The sequence below is a fragment of the Symmachiella dynata genome (assembly GCF_007747995.1).
Classification (GTDB): domain Bacteria; phylum Planctomycetota; class Planctomycetia; order Planctomycetales; family Planctomycetaceae; genus Symmachiella; species Symmachiella dynata.
In genome coordinates, this window is sequence record NZ_CP036276.1 from 6,839,975 (window position 1) to 6,857,217 (window position 17,243).

The 17,243-nt window shown below is 55.3% G+C and carries 14 protein-coding genes; 10 read left to right on the top strand and 4 right to left on the bottom strand.

The window, feature by feature from the left end:
* Positions 1–22: 22 nt before the first annotated feature.
* Complete coding sequence (locus tag Mal52_RS26070) at positions 23–1,264, top strand: efflux RND transporter periplasmic adaptor subunit (protein ID WP_145379537.1); 1,242 nt, start codon at positions 23–25, stop codon at positions 1,262–1,264.
* A 92-nt stretch (positions 1,265–1,356) separates the two neighbouring features.
* Here the strand turns inward: Mal52_RS26070 and Mal52_RS26075 are convergent, their stop codons facing one another.
* The 4 genes from Mal52_RS26075 to Mal52_RS26090 form a co-directional block, all read right to left on the bottom strand.
* The gene (locus Mal52_RS26075) at positions 1,357–1,995 is read right to left on the bottom strand and encodes a hypothetical protein (RefSeq protein ID WP_145379538.1); all 639 of its coding nucleotides are present in this window, start codon (positions 1,993–1,995) and stop codon (positions 1,357–1,359) included.
* Between the two features lie 261 nt (positions 1,996–2,256).
* Complete coding sequence (locus tag Mal52_RS26080; protein WP_145379540.1) at positions 2,257–3,906, bottom strand: adenylate/guanylate cyclase domain-containing protein; 1,650 nt, start codon at positions 3,904–3,906, stop codon at positions 2,257–2,259.
* Positions 3,903–4,280, bottom strand: a complete 378-nt coding sequence (locus tag Mal52_RS26085) for a response regulator (RefSeq protein WP_145379542.1) — start codon at positions 4,278–4,280, stop codon at positions 3,903–3,905. The genes Mal52_RS26080 and Mal52_RS26085 overlap by 4 nt, the downstream gene beginning before the upstream one ends.
* Positions 4,281–4,580: 300 nt before the next feature.
* Positions 4,581–8,183, bottom strand: a complete 3,603-nt coding sequence (locus tag Mal52_RS26090) for a response regulator (RefSeq protein ID WP_145379544.1) — start codon at positions 8,181–8,183, stop codon at positions 4,581–4,583.
* Between the two features lie 394 nt (positions 8,184–8,577).
* Between Mal52_RS26090 and Mal52_RS26095 the strand changes: the two genes are divergently transcribed.
* From Mal52_RS26095 to Mal52_RS26135, 9 genes are all read left to right on the top strand, one after another.
* Positions 8,578–8,964, top strand: a complete 387-nt coding sequence (locus Mal52_RS26095) for a DUF4440 domain-containing protein (protein WP_145379546.1) — start codon at positions 8,578–8,580, stop codon at positions 8,962–8,964.
* Positions 8,965–9,006: 42 nt separating this feature from the next.
* Complete coding sequence (locus Mal52_RS26100) at positions 9,007–10,299, top strand: twin-arginine translocation signal domain-containing protein (protein WP_145379547.1); 1,293 nt, start codon at positions 9,007–9,009, stop codon at positions 10,297–10,299.
* Positions 10,300–10,381: 82 nt separating this feature from the next.
* Positions 10,382–11,365, top strand: coding sequence for an alpha/beta hydrolase (locus Mal52_RS26105; RefSeq protein ID WP_197533488.1), 984 nt, complete (start codon positions 10,382–10,384; stop codon positions 11,363–11,365).
* A 520-nt stretch (positions 11,366–11,885) separates the two neighbouring features.
* Entirely contained in the window at positions 11,886–12,899 is a 1,014-nt protein-coding gene (locus Mal52_RS26110) for an ACP S-malonyltransferase (protein WP_145379551.1), read from the top strand.
* Between the two features lie 3 nt (positions 12,900–12,902).
* Entirely contained in the window at positions 12,903–14,708 is a 1,806-nt protein-coding gene (iorA, locus tag Mal52_RS26115; protein ID WP_145379553.1) for an indolepyruvate ferredoxin oxidoreductase subunit alpha, read from the top strand.
* Positions 14,705–15,316 (top strand): indolepyruvate oxidoreductase subunit beta, encoded by a 612-nt coding sequence (locus Mal52_RS26120; RefSeq protein WP_145379555.1) that lies wholly within the window; start codon positions 14,705–14,707, stop codon positions 15,314–15,316. The genes iorA and Mal52_RS26120 overlap by 4 nt, the downstream gene beginning before the upstream one ends.
* Positions 15,317–15,720: 404 nt before the next feature.
* Complete coding sequence (locus tag Mal52_RS26125) at positions 15,721–15,921, top strand: hypothetical protein (RefSeq protein ID WP_145379557.1); 201 nt, start codon at positions 15,721–15,723, stop codon at positions 15,919–15,921.
* 45 nt (positions 15,922–15,966) lie between these two features.
* On the top strand, positions 15,967–16,737 hold the full coding sequence (locus tag Mal52_RS26130) for an NAD-dependent protein deacylase (protein WP_145379558.1): 771 nt from the start codon (positions 15,967–15,969) through the stop codon (positions 16,735–16,737).
* Between the two features lie 108 nt (positions 16,738–16,845).
* Entirely contained in the window at positions 16,846–17,241 is a 396-nt protein-coding gene (locus tag Mal52_RS26135) for a hypothetical protein (RefSeq protein ID WP_145379560.1), read from the top strand.
* Positions 17,242–17,243: the final 2 nt, after the last annotated feature.

A 17,243-nucleotide genomic window follows, 5' to 3' on the forward strand; every position in this document is an offset into this window, starting at 1 on the left:
CAAGCCTAACCAAAGGAAAACCATGTTACGTTGGATCTGGGTTGTGCTCATCCTGGGAGTTGTTGCCGGGGGTGTGGTGTTTTTCCGCTCGCCGTTGGAAGTTCCGGTCGATGTGGCGATAGCTCACAAGGGGGACATTCGTGTTTACGTCGAGGAGCGGGCGAAAACGCGTGTGCCGGAGACGTATCGTATTTCCATGCCGCTCGCCGGGCGGGTGTTGCCGATTTCGCTTAAAGCGGGGGACCGTGTTACTAAAGGAGAGGTCGTTGCCAGGCTCGATCCGGCGGATCTGGATCGCGATGTCTCGCAAGAATCGATTCGTGTGCTCGGTTTTGATCGCATGATTGAAACGCTGGGGAATAGTATCAAAAGTTCGCAGCAGCAGTTGCTGGCCCGCGAGGCGAAGCTCAAGTATGCCGAAGAGGAACACCGGCGGATCTCACAATTGTTCGAACGCAAGGCGGTTCCCGAGGCTGAAAAGAGCGAAGCGGAATTATTAGAGATTGAAAGCCGTGCGGAACTACGCAAAGACGAGTTGACGCATCTGAACTACAAAATTGCGCTAGCGCTCACGCAGTTGTTTCGGCAGGACCAAATTGAAACGCAAGCCGCAACGCAGCGTGATCGCAAGCGGGCGGAGATTCATAGTCCCGTTGACGGCGTGGTATTGGAAAAAATGGAATCCAACGAACGCGTACTCCCGTCGGGCGAAGTACTGTTGGAAATCGGCCAACCTGAAAAATTGGAGGTCGAAGCGGAAATCTTGGCCCAGGATGCGGTGACCATTCAGGTCGGCTTTCCGGTGGAAATCAGCGGCGCCGCCATTGGCCCCGAACCAATCACCGGCAAGGTGACGCGGATTTATCCGCGCGGTTTCACCAAGGTCTCGTCGCTGGGCGTGGAACAACAACGGGTACAGGTCGTGATCGCGTTTGATCCAGCGGGGCTTGAGCAACTCAAAAAAGCGGGGCGGAAATTGGGTATCGATTATCGTGTCCGCGTCAAGATCTTCACGCAGCAAAAACAAGACGCGCTGATCATTCCCCGCTCAGCGATCTTTCGCAGCACCGCTGGGAATTGGCAAGCGATGGTGGTTCGCGATGGGAAGGCGCAGTTGGTGGACCTCATGATTGGACTGGCCAACGACTTCGAGGTCGAGGTCCTCTCGGGCGCCAACGAAAACGAACCGGTGATCCTCGCCCCCGACTCGTCTCTCGTCGACGGCCAACCGGTCGAAGCGATACTCCCGACCGAGTCAGAATGAGCTGGTCGTCTGCCAGTCGCACGTTTCCACAAAAAAACCGCCGAACAGGGTGACCCATTCGGCGGTTCTTGTTTGAATTCAAAACTTGGAAGTCACGATTTCTTGTCCGCTTTTTTCTGTTTGTTCTTTTTGCGTTTCTCGACAATTTGCGGGACCTTCTTGGCGAACTTTTTGGGATTCGCTTCAAAGGCCGCCGGGCACTTCGGACAACAGAAGTAGACGTTTAATCCTCTGAACGAGACTTTTTGGTCAGCCACAATCGGTGCGCCGGAGACAGGGCAGGTGGTTTGCAGTGTGAAACCTTTGTCGAAATCAGCAAAGACCAATGCGATCGCATCGTCGCCCGCCTTTTCGGCTTTGGCTTGGCAATTGCCGCAGCAGAAACCAACTTTGGTTCCAGCGATATCGACGGTCTTTTCTTCATTGATCGGTTTGCCGGTCAGCGGACAAGCGACCTCGGTGATTTGTTTGGTGTATAGCAACTGGTGGTTGGCTTTGGCCAGGAATTTGTCCGGATCGGCCTTATAAGCTTTCGGGCAATTCTCACAGCAGAAGAAAAGCTTCTTGCCGCGATAGTCCACGAAGGAGGCCTCTTTAGCCGGAGCGCCGGAGACGATGCATTTGGCGTCGAATTTTTTCTCGGCGGTCTTTTCTTCTTCAGCACTATTGGCGCTGATGGTGAATCCGAGTGCGACACAGGCGCAGACTACGGTGAGGAAGCGTTTGGACATGCGGTTGCCCTTTCGTGAGATGGTGCGATTGTCGGATCGTCAGCAGAAAACGTAGTTCTATGATCCGTGATATCTGTCGTGGAAAATGTAATCTAGCACACACTTGTGGTGCGAATTCAGACATATTACCAATATGGCAATCGCTTAGCCTACCATCAATTCGCAGGTTTCCTCAACTGCAATTCCCGCATTCGTACCACGTTTCAGTGAGGAATCCAGAGATCAATCACCACGGCGTGGGCGGACGGGCCCCTCAAGATTTCACGATTGCGATGGCGGCGTCTCGTTAAAACCGTCGAAGCGGAACATCTCCATGTCGCCTTTGCCTTTGACGGTAATCGCTCCCAGCGGCGTGCCGTGGCTGTCGTTTTCGATACGGCTCCAGGCTTCACGGCTGAGGACGACTGAGCCTTTGATGCCGTGACTTTCCATGCGTGCGGCGGTGTTCACCGTGTCGCCCCACAGGTCAAACAGGTATTGCCGGCGACCGAGCACACCGCCGACGACCGACCCGGTGTGGATGCCGATGCGGACGTTCCAGCCAATGGGCAAATCAAGCGTGGCTTGGATCATTTCCAATCCACAGCGGACACAGTTCAGCACCGGTTCGTCACTGTCCCCAAACAGCCCGCAGGCCGCCATAAACGCATCGCCGATGGTTTTGACTTTTTGCACGCCGTGCCGTAGGGCAATTTCTTCCCAGATGACGACGAGTTTTTGCAAATTGGAAACAACATCTTCGGGGGAGTGCTGATCACAATAGGGAGTAAAATTGACGATATCGGCGAATAAGACGGCGACATTATCGTAGCGGCGGGGCACAACCTCGTTGGTGGTCTTGAGTTCCGAAACGATATCGGCCGGCAGAATCACGTGCAGCAACTCGTCGGCACGCTGTTTTTCTTGCTCGATGCGATTCAGGTAGGAGATTTCGCGTTGCCGGAACCGCCGTTTTTCTAAACAGGCGCCGACCCGTGCTTTGAGAACGACGGGGTTAAAGGGTTTGGGGAGATAGTCTTCGGCACCCAATTCGATACAGCGGGCGACGATTTCCATTTCCTCTAGTGCGGAAATCATGATGATCGGTGTTTCTCGTAACCGCGGATCGCTTTTCGTCCGTGCGAGGACTTCGAAACCGTTGATGCCGGGCATGACGATATCCAGGAGCATCAAATCGAAGTCGCCATCGTTGAGCAATTCCAACGCTTCGTTGCCGTCCCGCGCGGTGGCGACCGTGTGTCCTTGGATTTCTAAATGCCGACTGAGAATGTCGCGATTGATGTCGTTATCGTCGACGACCAACACATGTCCCTGTTCCGTGGCGATGGCGGCATCCTTTTTGTAGTCGAAAATCGCGTGCAGGTGATCCAAGTCTCCCAGGTCGGGGGCCACGACGGACGCATCGATATCCCAAGCGGCCAAAATTTTGTCGACCAGTTCGGCCGAACGCAATCCCGCGTTATGAATCAGCCGCAGTTCGGGAATGAAGCCGGACAGAAATTGCTCCTCGGCATCTTCCAGCCACATCTCTGAATAGTTGATGACCGGGTTGAGTTCGTTGAGCATATCGTGCCGCAGTCGCGAACGGACCGACTCGTCATCGACGGTCGGTTCTCCCGGCGCCGCCGGGGCCAGGATTTGATGCACCAAAGCTGTGAGCGACTCGCCGGCGGATTGAATTTTGAGGATGTCCCCGGAGAAGCCGGGCTGATCCATGTCGCGGGCGACTGTGAGAATGTGACCGCTGACGTCGCTGATCACGCGGACCGGTGTCAGCAATTCGTCCCGTTTGGTGGCCAAGAACGCCCGTCGGACGCGGTCGGTCACATGTGTGGTGGTGGTGGCGGGAAGGTCAGGCTGTGCGTCATCGTGACGACGCTGTTGGCCACCCGTCCGAGGCGTGTATGTCATGGGGTGGACCGTTTTTCCAACAGGGTTTGGATGGTTTCGAGCAATTGAGAAAAATTGATCGGCTTGGCTTCGTAGTCGTCGCAACCGGCGGCCAAAGCTTTTTCGCGATCGCCCGCCATGGCATGTGCGGTCAGGCCAATGATGGGGATGTCGCAAGTTTCGGCCGCCTTTTTGATCGTCCGCGTCGCTTCGTAGCCATCCATCACGGGCATCTGCATGTCCATCAAGACCAAGTCGGGCGCTTCGGAGTTGGCCTTTTCGCAGGCATCGACGCCGTTGACAGCGCCCACGACATCAAAACCTCGCTTTTGAAGACGGCGCGTCAGCATGTCGCGATTGTCTTCGGTGTCGTCAACAAGCAAAATCTTCGGCATCCGCCGCGTCCTTTCGAGTTTTGAGGATGTCGTCCGTCATCGCGAATCTTCACCTGTCTCCGCCCCCCAAGACAGAGATCACAAGATCGTACAAAAACCGGACACCGTACGGGCAAAGGTTTCGTGAATCGCGCCAAACTGAGGGCACGAGGTATCGATGAGCGCGATTACAACTATTGTTCCATCTCAAAACCCCGGACGCAACGCGGAATTTTGAATGCGGAAACTTCAATCAGCAGTCACAGCCAGGCCCGCGGCATAGCAACTTGCTTCTCATGGGGCTCCCCAATCGGACTAGGATTACGACTCCTCTTCGGTGCCTGTTTGTCTGATCCCGCTCGCCGAGTGCATCATGGCGCGGACCTCGTTCAGTAAATCGTCTCGCGAACAGTGTCCTTTTTGCAAGATTCGCGTCACACCGCCATTGAGACGCTTGCGGTCTTCGGCGTCAAGTTCTTTGGCAGTCACCACAATCACGGGGATGCTCCGCCATTGCGGCGCCTTGCGAATTTCGGCCAAAAACTCGAACCCGTCCATTTCGGGCATCATCAAATCCAGCAGAATCAGCGAGGGTCGGACTTTAGCAACTTCATCCAATGCGATTCGACCGTTGGCGGCTTCGGCGATCGTCCAATCCGAATTCTGCAACATCCGTCTGAGCAATTCCCGTGTGGCTTCGTCGTCTTCCACAATCAACACCGCGTCCTGAGACGGCGCGCCGTCGCGGTGTTTGTTGACCAACGACATCAGCCGGTCACGGTCGACCGGCTTGGTCAAATAGTCGGTCGCCCCCAACGCGTAACCTAGGTTTTCGTCATCGACCATCGTGATCATGATCACCGGCACGTCGCACAGCTGCGGATCGGATTTGAGGTCGGACAAAACGGCCCAGCCGTCGACCTCGGGCATCATCACGTCGAGGGTAATGAAGGCGGGTTTGGTTTGTCGTGCGATCCGCAAACCTTCATGTCCGCCATCGGCCGTGACGACGTGGAACCCTTCCTTCTCCAAAAAACGTCGCAGCAAATCACGCGATGCCGGGTCGTCGTCGATCACCAACACGTCGGTCGACTCCCCTGGACGCGGTTTGAGGAGGGGCGTTTCGGGCACGACGGGAGTTTCCGGTTCCTCAACAGGGGCCGACGCAACCACCTCAGCTGGAATCCGGACGGTAAACGTTGAGCCTTTCCCGGGGTGGCTTTCTACCGTAACGCCCCCGCCCATCAATTCGCAGAATCTGCGGCTGATCGATAACCCCAGTCCCGTACCGCCGTATTTGCGCGTGGTGGAACTGTCGGCCTGTGTGAATGTCTGAAACAGTTTGCCCAAATGTTCCGGCGTCATGCCGATGCCGGTATCTTTGACCTGAAATTGAATGTACGGCGCGTCCTCTACATCGATCCGCTGTACGTTGAGATCGATCTGTCCGTTTTCGGTGAATTTGCAAGCATTGCTCAGAAGGTTCAATAAAACTTGCCGTACGCGTGTATGATCGGCGTACATCTCGCCAACGTCATCGTTGCTCTGCAGCGCGAGTGTATTGCCGTTCTTTTTGACCAACGGATCGACCGTGTCGACAACGCTCTCCACGAGTTGCTGGATGTTGAACCGCTCCAGGTGCAACTCCATTTTCCCCGCATCGATTTTGGAGAGATCGAGAATATCGTTGATCAACGTGAGCAGATGCCGCCCGGCTTCGATGATTTTATTCAGATCCTCGATCAACGACTGGTTACCATCGTCCTCGGCATCTTCGATCAAAAGTTCGCCATAGCCGATAATCGCATTCAACGGCGTCCGCAGTTCGTGGCTCATTTGCGCAAGAAATGCGCTCTTGGCGCGATTGGCGTCTTCGGCTTCGTCGCGAGCAGTGGAGAGATCAGCGTTGGTTTGTTGTAGCTTCAACGTCCGTTCGCGGACGCGGTTCTCCAAATGCACCTTGGCTTCTTTGAGGTGTTCATTGAGGCTACGGATCTCACGTTCAGTTTCTTTTTGCTCCGTCACATCCCGCGCAATGGCTGTGAAGAGTCGCCGCTCGCCAATACGGACTTCACTGACCGAGATCTCCATAGGAAACTTGGTGCCATCCTTGCGTTGGCCAATTGTTTCGCTGGCGAGTTCCACAATATCGCTGAAGCGGGTCAAAGTGGGCGCTGAATCCGAAGCGCTGCCAGTGGGGAGTGGCGGGGTATGCCCTTCACGGCCCAGTAACCGGCTAAAACTGGTGCCGATTGCTTCTTCGGCCGTATAGCCAAAAATCTCCTCGGCCGCTTGGTTATAAGATTCCACCATTCCCAGCCCGTTGCAGATGATGATGCCTTCGGCGGCTGTGCTGACAATGGCGCTCATGCGGGCTTCTCGATCAGCCAGATCGGCGTTGCGCTCTTGCAACTGTTTGACCATATCGGAGAACGACCGGGCGAGCACGCCGATTTCGCTTTTGTCTTTGACTGGCAGTGAGACGTCGAAGTTCCCGTCGGCCAATTGAGTCGTCGCTGCATTGATGCGTTGTAAAGGACGCGTCATCACGCCCGAGACTAGAAAGGCCAACAAGGCCCCGATCAGGATCAACATTCCGACGACCAGCAGCGCATAATTCCGGACCGCCGCTCCTTCGGCGAGAAACTCTTCATAGGAGGCGGCAATCACCATGCCCAGGTACCGATCAGGGTTACCGGGATCGAAGTACAAGCGGCGAAAGTGCAATGCGAACGTATCCATGCGGACGTTCGTATCACGTGTGAGTTTGCCGGGAAAGCGTCGTTCCAAATCGCGAGCAACCCGTTCGAGCACCTCAGGGTCGTTGCCACGTACCCGAATGATACTCACATCTGGAAACACATCGCGAAAGAACGGCACCGAAGATTCTTCGTCTTGGATTTCCCGCAATCGTTGATTGAGCTCGTCGACACCTTCAGGAGCTGCCGCGCTATCGACGTGCATCGTCAGCATATACAGCGGGCGCTTGTCGATTTTTGACTCATCTCGCAAGTCGAGCCGCTCCTTATCGACCGAGATACCGCGGCGCTGAAGATCTTCGGAATTGGGAAGGTCATAGACGTGGTTGAGTTCGGCAAACCCCTCCTGGTCTTGCAAGCGATAGTGCTTCCCCAATTCATTGTGATCAGCGGCCCACTCATTGACATCAACCGCATCGAAAACGAATTGTTTGTCTTCATCGGGATGGATCAAAAAGTCGCCGCGATCGTTTGTTAGATAGACAAACAGTCGCGATGATTGAATGGTGCGTGCGAGTTTTTGAAAATCGAGATTGATCACGGCGATCCCAATGAAATCCCCCTCGTCGTTCAATATCTGCACGGCGGCCCGCAGCACCGGTAAAAACGGTTGTTCAACAACCCCCTCTTCATCGCGGTTTAAGTTAATCTCAGATAAGTAAACCTGTTGCGGCAACAGTTTTTCAGTTTCGGTGAAATACAATTCTTCACCGTTGCGGGCCTCGGGATATAAGTGCTCGTGCACCTCTCCGTCTTTGACGTCAATCCGGATCAACTCACGCCCACCGTCCGCTTCACCGATCAACCGCACTTGATCGTACGGCTTATTTTTCATCGCTTTTTGAAACGCGATCGACAGAGCCTTGCGGAGTTCTTGTTCTGTTTGACCGCCAATCGGATCGATGCCATCGGGGGAGTTTTGCGCGCGAACAAGCTCTCTGACCTCCGGCAGCCCCGACAAGGCCAGGACATCTTCGCGGAGCGTCGCTATCGACGACAGCATCTGCAGGCCGAGGCTGTATCCTTCGTCGCGAAAGTCGGTCAGTTCATGCTCGGTGAGAATTCTCTCCGACTCATTGATCATCAACAGACCAATGGTCCCCGCCGTCAAAATGACCAACCCGGTGGCCAGCGCACCGATTTTGAATGCAATCCCGAACTTCATAAATGCTGCCGGCTTGGAGAAATGGTTCTTGATGAAAACAAACGGGATTGGGCGACTTTCGCGCTCATTCACCAGCCTACTTGCGGGGACGCCCGAACGCAAGATGTTATTAGGCTCGGGGCTTGAGCAGACTGGCAGGAAGATAGAGACCGCCTCGCCTATACCGATTGCCCTGACCTGGACGGGATGTTCGCCGTAAAGAACGGTCTAAACCTCAAGATTTGGTTGACAGGAACATTTGCCCCACACCGGACTATCGTTGTGTTTTATTCCCCGCCTCGGTTACCATAGAACGTGATAAATAAACGTAATATTTGGCAACAGTCGAAGTCTCGGCGACTGCCGCCAACGGAGTCTCACCACGAATTTTTACTGCTTAAACCGGGCACAAAACATGTCGGATCAACATGACATTGTCGAACTGATTTCACTCAATCGGAAACTGTTAGCAGCCATCGATGGAAAAGACTGGGGCACGTATGTCGATCTGTGCGACGCCGACCTCACCGCCTTCGAACCGGAAGCTGTCGGCCATTTGGTGAAAGGTTTGGAATTTCACCGCTTCTATTTCGATCTGGAAAAAGAAGGCCCGCGGCAAAGCACGATCAGCTCTCCTCATGTTAGGTTGGTCGGGGATGTTGCCGTTGTGACTTATACACGTTTGACGCAGTTTATTGGCATTGATGGGGAGCCGCAAACAGCGACCGCCGAAGAAACCAGAATCTGGCATCACACCGATGGCAGTTGGCGGCACATTCACTTTCACCGATCGACCAATTGACAATACCAGCAATCCTACACCTATTGACTCGAAGCTATGACGATGAATCATTCCCCCCTCGCGACGAACTTGGCCGACCAATGTACCGGACACAATCGCCGGCAGTTTCTCAAGACCGCCGCAGCGGCCGGGTTATCGATCACGGCTATGACCGGTGGACTGCAAGCGGCAGCTCCCCAAGAACTGCCCCCCACACGGACAATCACGCGGGGACCAAAATTCCATTGGTTCGGCTACTATGACAAATTGGAATTCGATCCCAGCGGGCGGTATGTCTTGGGGATGGAGGTCGACTTCGAACACCGCTCGCCGCGGGCGGATGATGAAATCAAAATCGGTATGGTCGATCTGCAGGACAACGACCGTTGGATTGAATTGGGCAGCAGCACGGCATGGGGTTGGCAGCAGGGATGCATGTTGCAATGGCGGCCTGGTTCGGACCGCGAGATCGTGTGGAACGATCGTGAAGACGGCCGGTATGTTTGTCGCATCATGGATGTCTTCTCGCGCAAGCAGCGAACCATCGACCAAGCGATCTATGCACTCAGCCCCGATGGACGCACGGCGGTGGGCTTAGATTTTGCTCGTGTCAACGACGTACGCCCCGGATATGGCTATGTGGGGATTCCGGACAGCAACTCGGATGAGTTGGCGCCGGCCGACTCGGGGATCTATCGCGTCGATCTCGAGACGGGCGAATCCCAGACCATTATTCCCATTGCCGAGGCACTCAAAACCGTCGACAAAAAGGAATGGAATTCGGAGTGCAAACATTATTTTAACCATTTGCTCGTGAATCCCGACGGCACGCGGTTCATCATGTTGCATCGTTGGCAATATCCCGATGGCCACCGCCGCACGCGGATGTTAACGGCGAACACCGACGGCAAGGACTTGCGGATCGTCGACGACAACGGCTTGACCTCGCATTTTATCTGGCGCGACCCGAACACCATTCTGGCCTACTCCGAGCAGCAACCGCACGGGCGGGGGTTCTTTTTGTTTCAGGACGAGACCGGCGGCGAAGCCGAGTTTATTGGAAAAGGAATCCTCAAACGCGACGGACATTGCTCGTATCTACCGGGTGACGAGTGGATCCTCAACGACACCTATCCCGACTCGAACCGCAACCAAATGCCGCATTTGTTTCATATCGCGACCGGCAAAGTGGTGCCGCTGGGTTATTTTCGATCCGCGCCGGAATACAAAGGCGAGTGGCGCTGCGACACGCATCCACGGTTCAGTCCCGATGGGACCAAAGTCGTGGTCGATACCCCTCATGGCGGACACGGACGACAATTGCATCTCATCGACATCAGCGGCATTGTCAGTTAACGGGCGTCTTACGCTGTGGATGCTACGACTGCTCCGCGGCAGTCTCTCCTGATTTCGAATCAACGACAAGCGTGGGATAGCGGTGCAGGTAATCGCGACGATCGACTGGTGGACCATCGGAGGATACGGCATAGCGATCGTGTTATGCGCGGTCCTCATTGTGCCGATCTTGCTGGGGATTTTCTATACCAAAGAATTCCAACGGCTCTTTGAAAGCGCGCTGCCGTTGCAAGCAGAGCTCGTAGAGCCCGCTCCGGATGACGATCCGGTCGAGTTGACCACCTCAACTGGTCGCCGACTTGTGGGAAGTTTGTTCCGGCATCGCGGCGGTGAGCGCCACGGGCTGATCATCTTTTGCCACGAATTCACCGGCAATCGCTGGATGTTTCAGCCCTACGTCGACTTCATGCGCGACGATGGTTTCGACGTGTTTTCGTTCGACTTTTCGAACCACGGGCAAAGCGACGCGATCGACGGCTACCAGCCGCTGCAATGGGTCACCGAGCACGAAGTGGCCGATGTCGAAACGGCGATCGAATATGTCACGTCACGGCAAATTGCTGCGTACGATGAAATTGGATTATTTGGAGTCTCCAAGGGAGGCGGTGCAGCCATTGTCGCAGCTGCGCGCAATCCCCGGATTCAGGCAGTGATCACCGATGGCGCCTTCCCCACGCATTCCATCGTCACCATCTACGTCGAGCGCTGGGTGCACTTGGTCGTCGCCTTTGGCGGATTTCTGCGGATGCTCCCGCAATGGGTGCACGCGGGTATCACGCGTATGGAGTTGTTGCGAATACAGCGACGCCGACATTGTCGCTATCCCCATGTGGAGTCATCGTTTAGGGTGCTTACTCGGCGTCCGTGGTTTCTGATTCACGGCAATCGGGACAATTACGTTCGCACGGAGGTCATCGAGGCGATTTTTAATGGAAATGGCCAACCGGAGCAATTTTGGAAAGTCAGTGGGGCAAAGCACAACCAGAGCATTCAAGTGGCACAGCAGGAATACCACGACAAGGTACGTTCATTTTTCCTAACGCACTTAAATCCTAGCAACTCGTGAACCCATAAGCTTTGCGTTATGCGAACATTCTGCATTGGGAGAGCGCTGTTCTCCCCTTATTCGTTTGCGATTTTCCAGATAGATCCTTACCATGAGCAGTTAAGAGTCTGTGTAAACTACACAGAGTTGTGCGTTTCCGTCGGTATGGTGAATTGGGACTTCATCATTTTTGCGGCCGTTTCAATTCTGCAGTTACACACGAATGGAAACTATCGTTGGGTCCCCCCGCGATCGCATCTCCCAGGGCTGGGAACAATCGGTCACGGCAGTGAGTTGATAGTTTTCCCCAGAAATGTGCAAATAGAGTCTATCTGCCCTGGTCCGGTCGTAAGATCAATCGTGGTAACTCGGATAACCAATTCGCAAAATCCCCAGTGAGGGTTCGCATCGTGTAAGCGATGCCAAATTGTGTCGTATGCACCAGTCGGCAGTCGATGAGGAATTAGGTTCGGTTGGGAAATCCTCCTATTGCGCCGTCTGATTTAAACCGCATTGTATCGATTGGCAACCAAGGAAATTGATGTCGGTAGGCGTACGCAAAACAACTGACGAGACCGCTGAAACGGTCAAAGCCCACTCCACGGCCGACCCGGTCGCTTGGCTTTTCCCCGGACTGGGCTCGCGGTTTGTCGGCATGGGAGCCGATATCATCGGCAAATCCCCCGTAGCCGACAAATTGATTGCACTCGCTGCTGAGAAACTAGGCTACGACATTCTTGAGGTGTGCCTCTCCGGCAGCGGCCGGAAAATTGTGCCGCCGCGTATTGAGGCACAAGTCATTTACGTCATCAACTGTGCCTACGTAGATGTCTTGCGCAGCTTGGACCGCCAACCGCAGTTCGTCTGCGGACACAGCCTGGGAAGTTGGGCCGCTGCTTACGCCTCCGGAGCAATCGATTTCGCATCCGGTTTAGAAATGGTCACCACCGTCGAAGATCTGTTGGAACAACGGATCGCAGACGGTGAACAAGCAATGGGTGTAATCATCGGACTAGGCGAGGAAACCGTAACAGGGATCTGCGCTGACCAACAAGATGTTTACCTTGCCAACAGCAACTCCCCGGAACAATTTGTGATTGCCGGCCGCGCCGCCGGTGTCGATGCGGCCTTGGAAAAAGCTGGAGAGCTGGCGGCAAAGAAATCCCAACGCATTGCCGGCTCACGGGCCATGCACACTCCCTTGCTGGCCGATGTGAACGGCGAACTCCAAACAGCGCTGGCGAAGATTACGATCAACGAGCCGACCATTCCTCAAATGAACTGCGACACGGCGTGCCCCATGCACACGGCGGAGTATGTTCGCCGACATTTAGGCCAATTCCTCCAACAACCTGTGCGTTGGGAGGCTTCCATGCACGCGTTAAAAGCTTTGGGCGTCGCACAGTTTGTTGAAGTCGGCGCCGCAGCAGTTCTGACTGGGATGATGCCGTTCATTGATCCCTCTGCGAAAATTGAAACGGTCTCCGATTTGCTCGCACAAGATGAAACGGCCAATGCCATTGACCTGACAAGTCCTGTTTTGACGGACCGGTAGTTCATGACGAACCCTTTGCAACCACTATTACTTTCGGGCAACCAAGCGATCGCACGCGGCGCCTACGAAAGCGGCGTACGTGTCGCCACCGGCTACCCGGGAACTCCCGCTACGGAAATCGTGGAGAGCGCCTCGACCTACGGCTCGTTGGAAGCCATGTGGTCGGTGAACGAGAAGGTCGCGCTGGAGACCGCGCTGGGAGCCGCATTTGCCGGCGTCCGCTCGATGGTCTCCATGAAACACGTTGGGCTGAACGTGGCAGCCGATCCGCTGTTCTCCGCTTCGTACACAGGCATCAACGGCGGCATGCTGGTCATTGTCGGCGATGACCCTTCGGCGCACAGTTCACAAAACGAGCAAGACAGTCGGCATTACGCCCGCGCCGCTAAACTCCCCATGCTCGAGCCCTCCAACAGCCAGGAGGCGAAGGACTTTGTCGGGATCGCTTTGCACTTGAGCGAAAAATACGACACGCCCGTTATGATGCGGCTTACCACGCGGGTGTGTCATACGCAAAGTCGCGTCACGCTGGGCTCCCCCGATCCGTCACGCAATGGAGCCACAGGGTTTCAACCCGATTTCGACAAATACGTCCTGCTGCCTCGCCAAGCCATCAGCCGGCACATGGTGATCGAAGATCGCATGCTGCACATGGCCGACTTGGCTGAACGACTCGACATCAACCAGACGGAATTCCGCGACACCAAATTAGGCATCGTCACCTCCGGGATGTGTTATGCCTATGTCCGCGAAGCTTTTCCGGAAGCGTCGGTCTTGAAATTGGGCATGACCTATCCGCTGCCGGCCGAATTGATTCGTGATTTTGCGTCAAAGGTCGACCGGTTGTTGGTCATCGAAGAACTCGACCCGTTTCTCGAAGAGCATATTCGCGCACTGGGAATCGAAGTCGAAGGCAAGAGTTGGGTCCCCCGCGTCGGCGAGTTGACACCGCAGCGGATTTTGGCAAGTTTTGCCGCCGGTGTTCCGCAACCGATCGAAAACGGCGACCCCGAGGTTCCCGGCCGCGCCCCGCGCATCTGCCCCGGTTGCCAATACCTGGGCATCTTTTCAGTCGTCTCCAAGTTGAACGTGACGGTTGCCGGCGACATTGGCTGCTACACGCTCGGATCGTTCGCCCCCTGGAATGGCATCGACACGGTTGTCTGCATGGGGGCCAGCATCGGCACCGCCTTGGGCATGGAAAAGGCGCTGAAGAACAAAGGCCAGGGCCGGATTTTGGCGGTCATTGGTGACGGCACGTTATTGCACTCCGGCATTCCCGCGCTGATGGACGTGGTCTACAACAAGGGGCAGATCACGATCCTCATTCTGGACAACTCCACCACTGCCATGACCGGACTGCAAGGGCATCCCGGCAACGGCCAAGGCCTGCAGGGCCGGGAGTCGCAGGGCATCGACATCGAAAAGCTGTGCGAAGCGATCGGCATCGAGTGGATCCGCGTCGCCAATCCATACGACATGGATGAGACCGAGGATATCCTCCGTGACGCACTGGAGCATCCCGGACCCGCTGTCGTCATCAGCCGCGCGCCCTGTCTGCTCATCGAACGCAAAGCGCCCGTGCAACAAGCGTTCGTCACCGCCGAAGCCTGTACGGGATGTGGCGAGTGCATGAAAGTTGGTTGCCTGGCCGTCGAAAAGCACGTGCTGGACGAAAATTGGGTGGCGCGGATCAACGAGGATCTGTGCATCGGTTGCACATTGTGCGTCCAAGCCTGTCCCGAAGATGCGATCGCGCCGCGCTCATTAACGGCCACCCCCAACTTGATTGAGTTGCAACCCTCATGAGATCAGCAACGCTTACGAGCCAGTCGTCCGTGATGTTCACCGGCGTCGGCGGGCAGGGAATCCTGCTGGCGGGCGATGTGTTGGCGGCCGTCGCCCTGCAAGCGGGGTTGGACGTCAAGAAAAGTGAAATCCGCGGATTGAGCCGCCGCTTCGGCAGCGTCTGGTGCCAAGTCCGTATGGCCGAAGAAGTCCACTCGCCCGTCTGCGGCGAAGGGGCGATTGATTTCTTAGTTTCGCTGGAGATGCAAGAAGGCCTGCGACGCTTGCCGTATCTCAACAACAACGGCACCGCACTGATCAACCGCTTGTGGATTGACAGCAACGGTACCTCCCGCTCCGAACCGCCGCCGGAGTTTGATGAACTGAAATATTCCAACTGCCTGTGGCTGGACGGCACCGAAACCACCCACAACGCCGAGCAAACGCGGAGCCTGAATTTCTATATGCTCGGCGCGCTGTCCGGCATCTTGCCCTTCGACGAGTCGACCTGGAAGGCCGCCATCGAATCGGTCGTACAACCACGGTTCCTCCCCGCCAACCTCGAAATGTTCGCCGCCGGCAGCGACGCCGTCCTCATGCACCCCGCCACCCCACGCAAACCCAAATAGCGCAAAGCGTAGGGTGCGTCGCGACGCACCTTTCTAAGTAGTCCGGTGGATCATCCCAACCAACCCATACGCCGCACACGTATGGACAACAGGATTTAGCCACAGAGGACACCGAGAGCACAGAGAAAAGATTGGCAACCCGCTCTTTTAACTTGCCAGCGCAACCTTCTCCCCAAAGATTCTCAGTGGTCAATCTTCCCAGGCAGTCTACCTCACATCGCACCGATCGAGGTAGGACGAAAGATTCCTCGCCCCTTATCGTCGCCACCAATGCGTCTCAGCGATGATACTTTCCAGCAAGCTGATACTTACCTCTCGTCGAAAAAACCTTGCTGTCGGCCGCCAAAACGCGTATGACAAGGGACCGGTACGAACACGTTATCATCCCATCGAGGCACAAACCTATGCCCGGAATTATCAATGGTGGCGCGGGGAGGTATGCGGACAGCTTACAAACCGAGTTTGACGAAAAGATGCAGCAACTCGAGCAGCAACTCCAGTCAGCAGCCAGCCTACCAGCCCAAGAAGACTTGAAGCGGCAAATCGCCGAGACCGAAGCTCGCCACCGGGAAACGCTCAAGTCGCTTTGTTACAATCTATACTAAGCCTCGCCGCTCGAATTGTTCTACTTCGCCTGGTCGGTCACGCCCATGCCACATCAACAAACCATTGATACGATCGTCCGCATACTTCGCAAAAGCCGGAGCATTCTGTTCGTGACTGGAGCGGGAATGTCAGCGGACTCTGGGGTCCCGACGTATCGCGGCATTGGGGGGCTCTATGAGGTTGAATCCACGGAAGACGGGTTGCCGATTGAAGCCATCCTTTCCGGAACGATGATTCGCACAAATCCGCTACTGACTTGGAAGTACCTCGCCGCTATTGCCGCCGCAGCGGAGGGGGCGACTATCAACCGGGGGCATTCTGTCATCGCGGAAATGGAACGCCATTTCCCCCGTGTCTGGACTTTGACTCAAAATGTCGATGGCTTTCATCGTGCAGCGGGTTCACAGAACGTGATTGAAATACACGGCAATATGCGGTCACTCTCCTGTATGGGGTGTACTTATCGCCGGAACCTAGATGAGACGGCTGGTTTACAAATCCCGCCTCGTTGTCCTGCTTGTGACGACATCCTCCGACCGGACGTCGTGCTTTTCGAGGAGGCCTTGCCCGAAGACTCGCTGCGGAGTCTGCAACGTCAACTGGAAACCGGTTTCAGTGTCGTTTTCAGCATCGGGACCAGCGGGCTGTTTCCTTATATCCAAGAACCCATAGCGGCTGCCCGTCGGCGTGGTGTGCCGACAATTGAAATCAATCCTGATGAAACCATCATTTCGTCCATGGTCGATTATCAGCTACAGTTGGGTGCCGCTGACGCGCTGCAGCAGATATGGCAGCGATATTCGTTGGCCAACTGATGTCGGCCGAGGAATGATGAAATTGAATAGCTGCGTCTTGAACAACCGTGGAATGAATTCAGAAGCCTGCCTCGCCGCTCGAATTGTGAATGGGATTGAAACGCAACCATGGACACGCTCTTTAATAAGCCAGCTTCCCCGGTGGCCGAACAAGCTCCACCGAAATCGTTGTTAGAAATCGCCAAGATCATTTTTTTGTCGTGGGAAAAACTACGCATCGGCTATTTGGCGATACTCATCCTGATAACGCTCGTGCCGTCGTTGCTCGCCCCCAGCGAAGTGTGGTATTCCGTTCGCTTTTGGGTCCGGCTTGCCGAAGGGGCAGTGCTCGCCAATATTTGCTATTTCGCCGGGCCGATCATAGAAACGTACTGGACCTGGTTGGGCTTCCGCGGTTCATGGCTGCGGATTGTCTTGTTCATCGTCGGCACGTTGTTCGCTTGCCTGCTTGCGTTAGGAGTCATGGCAACACTGTTGCTGCACGGCATGGATCATTTAGATTGACC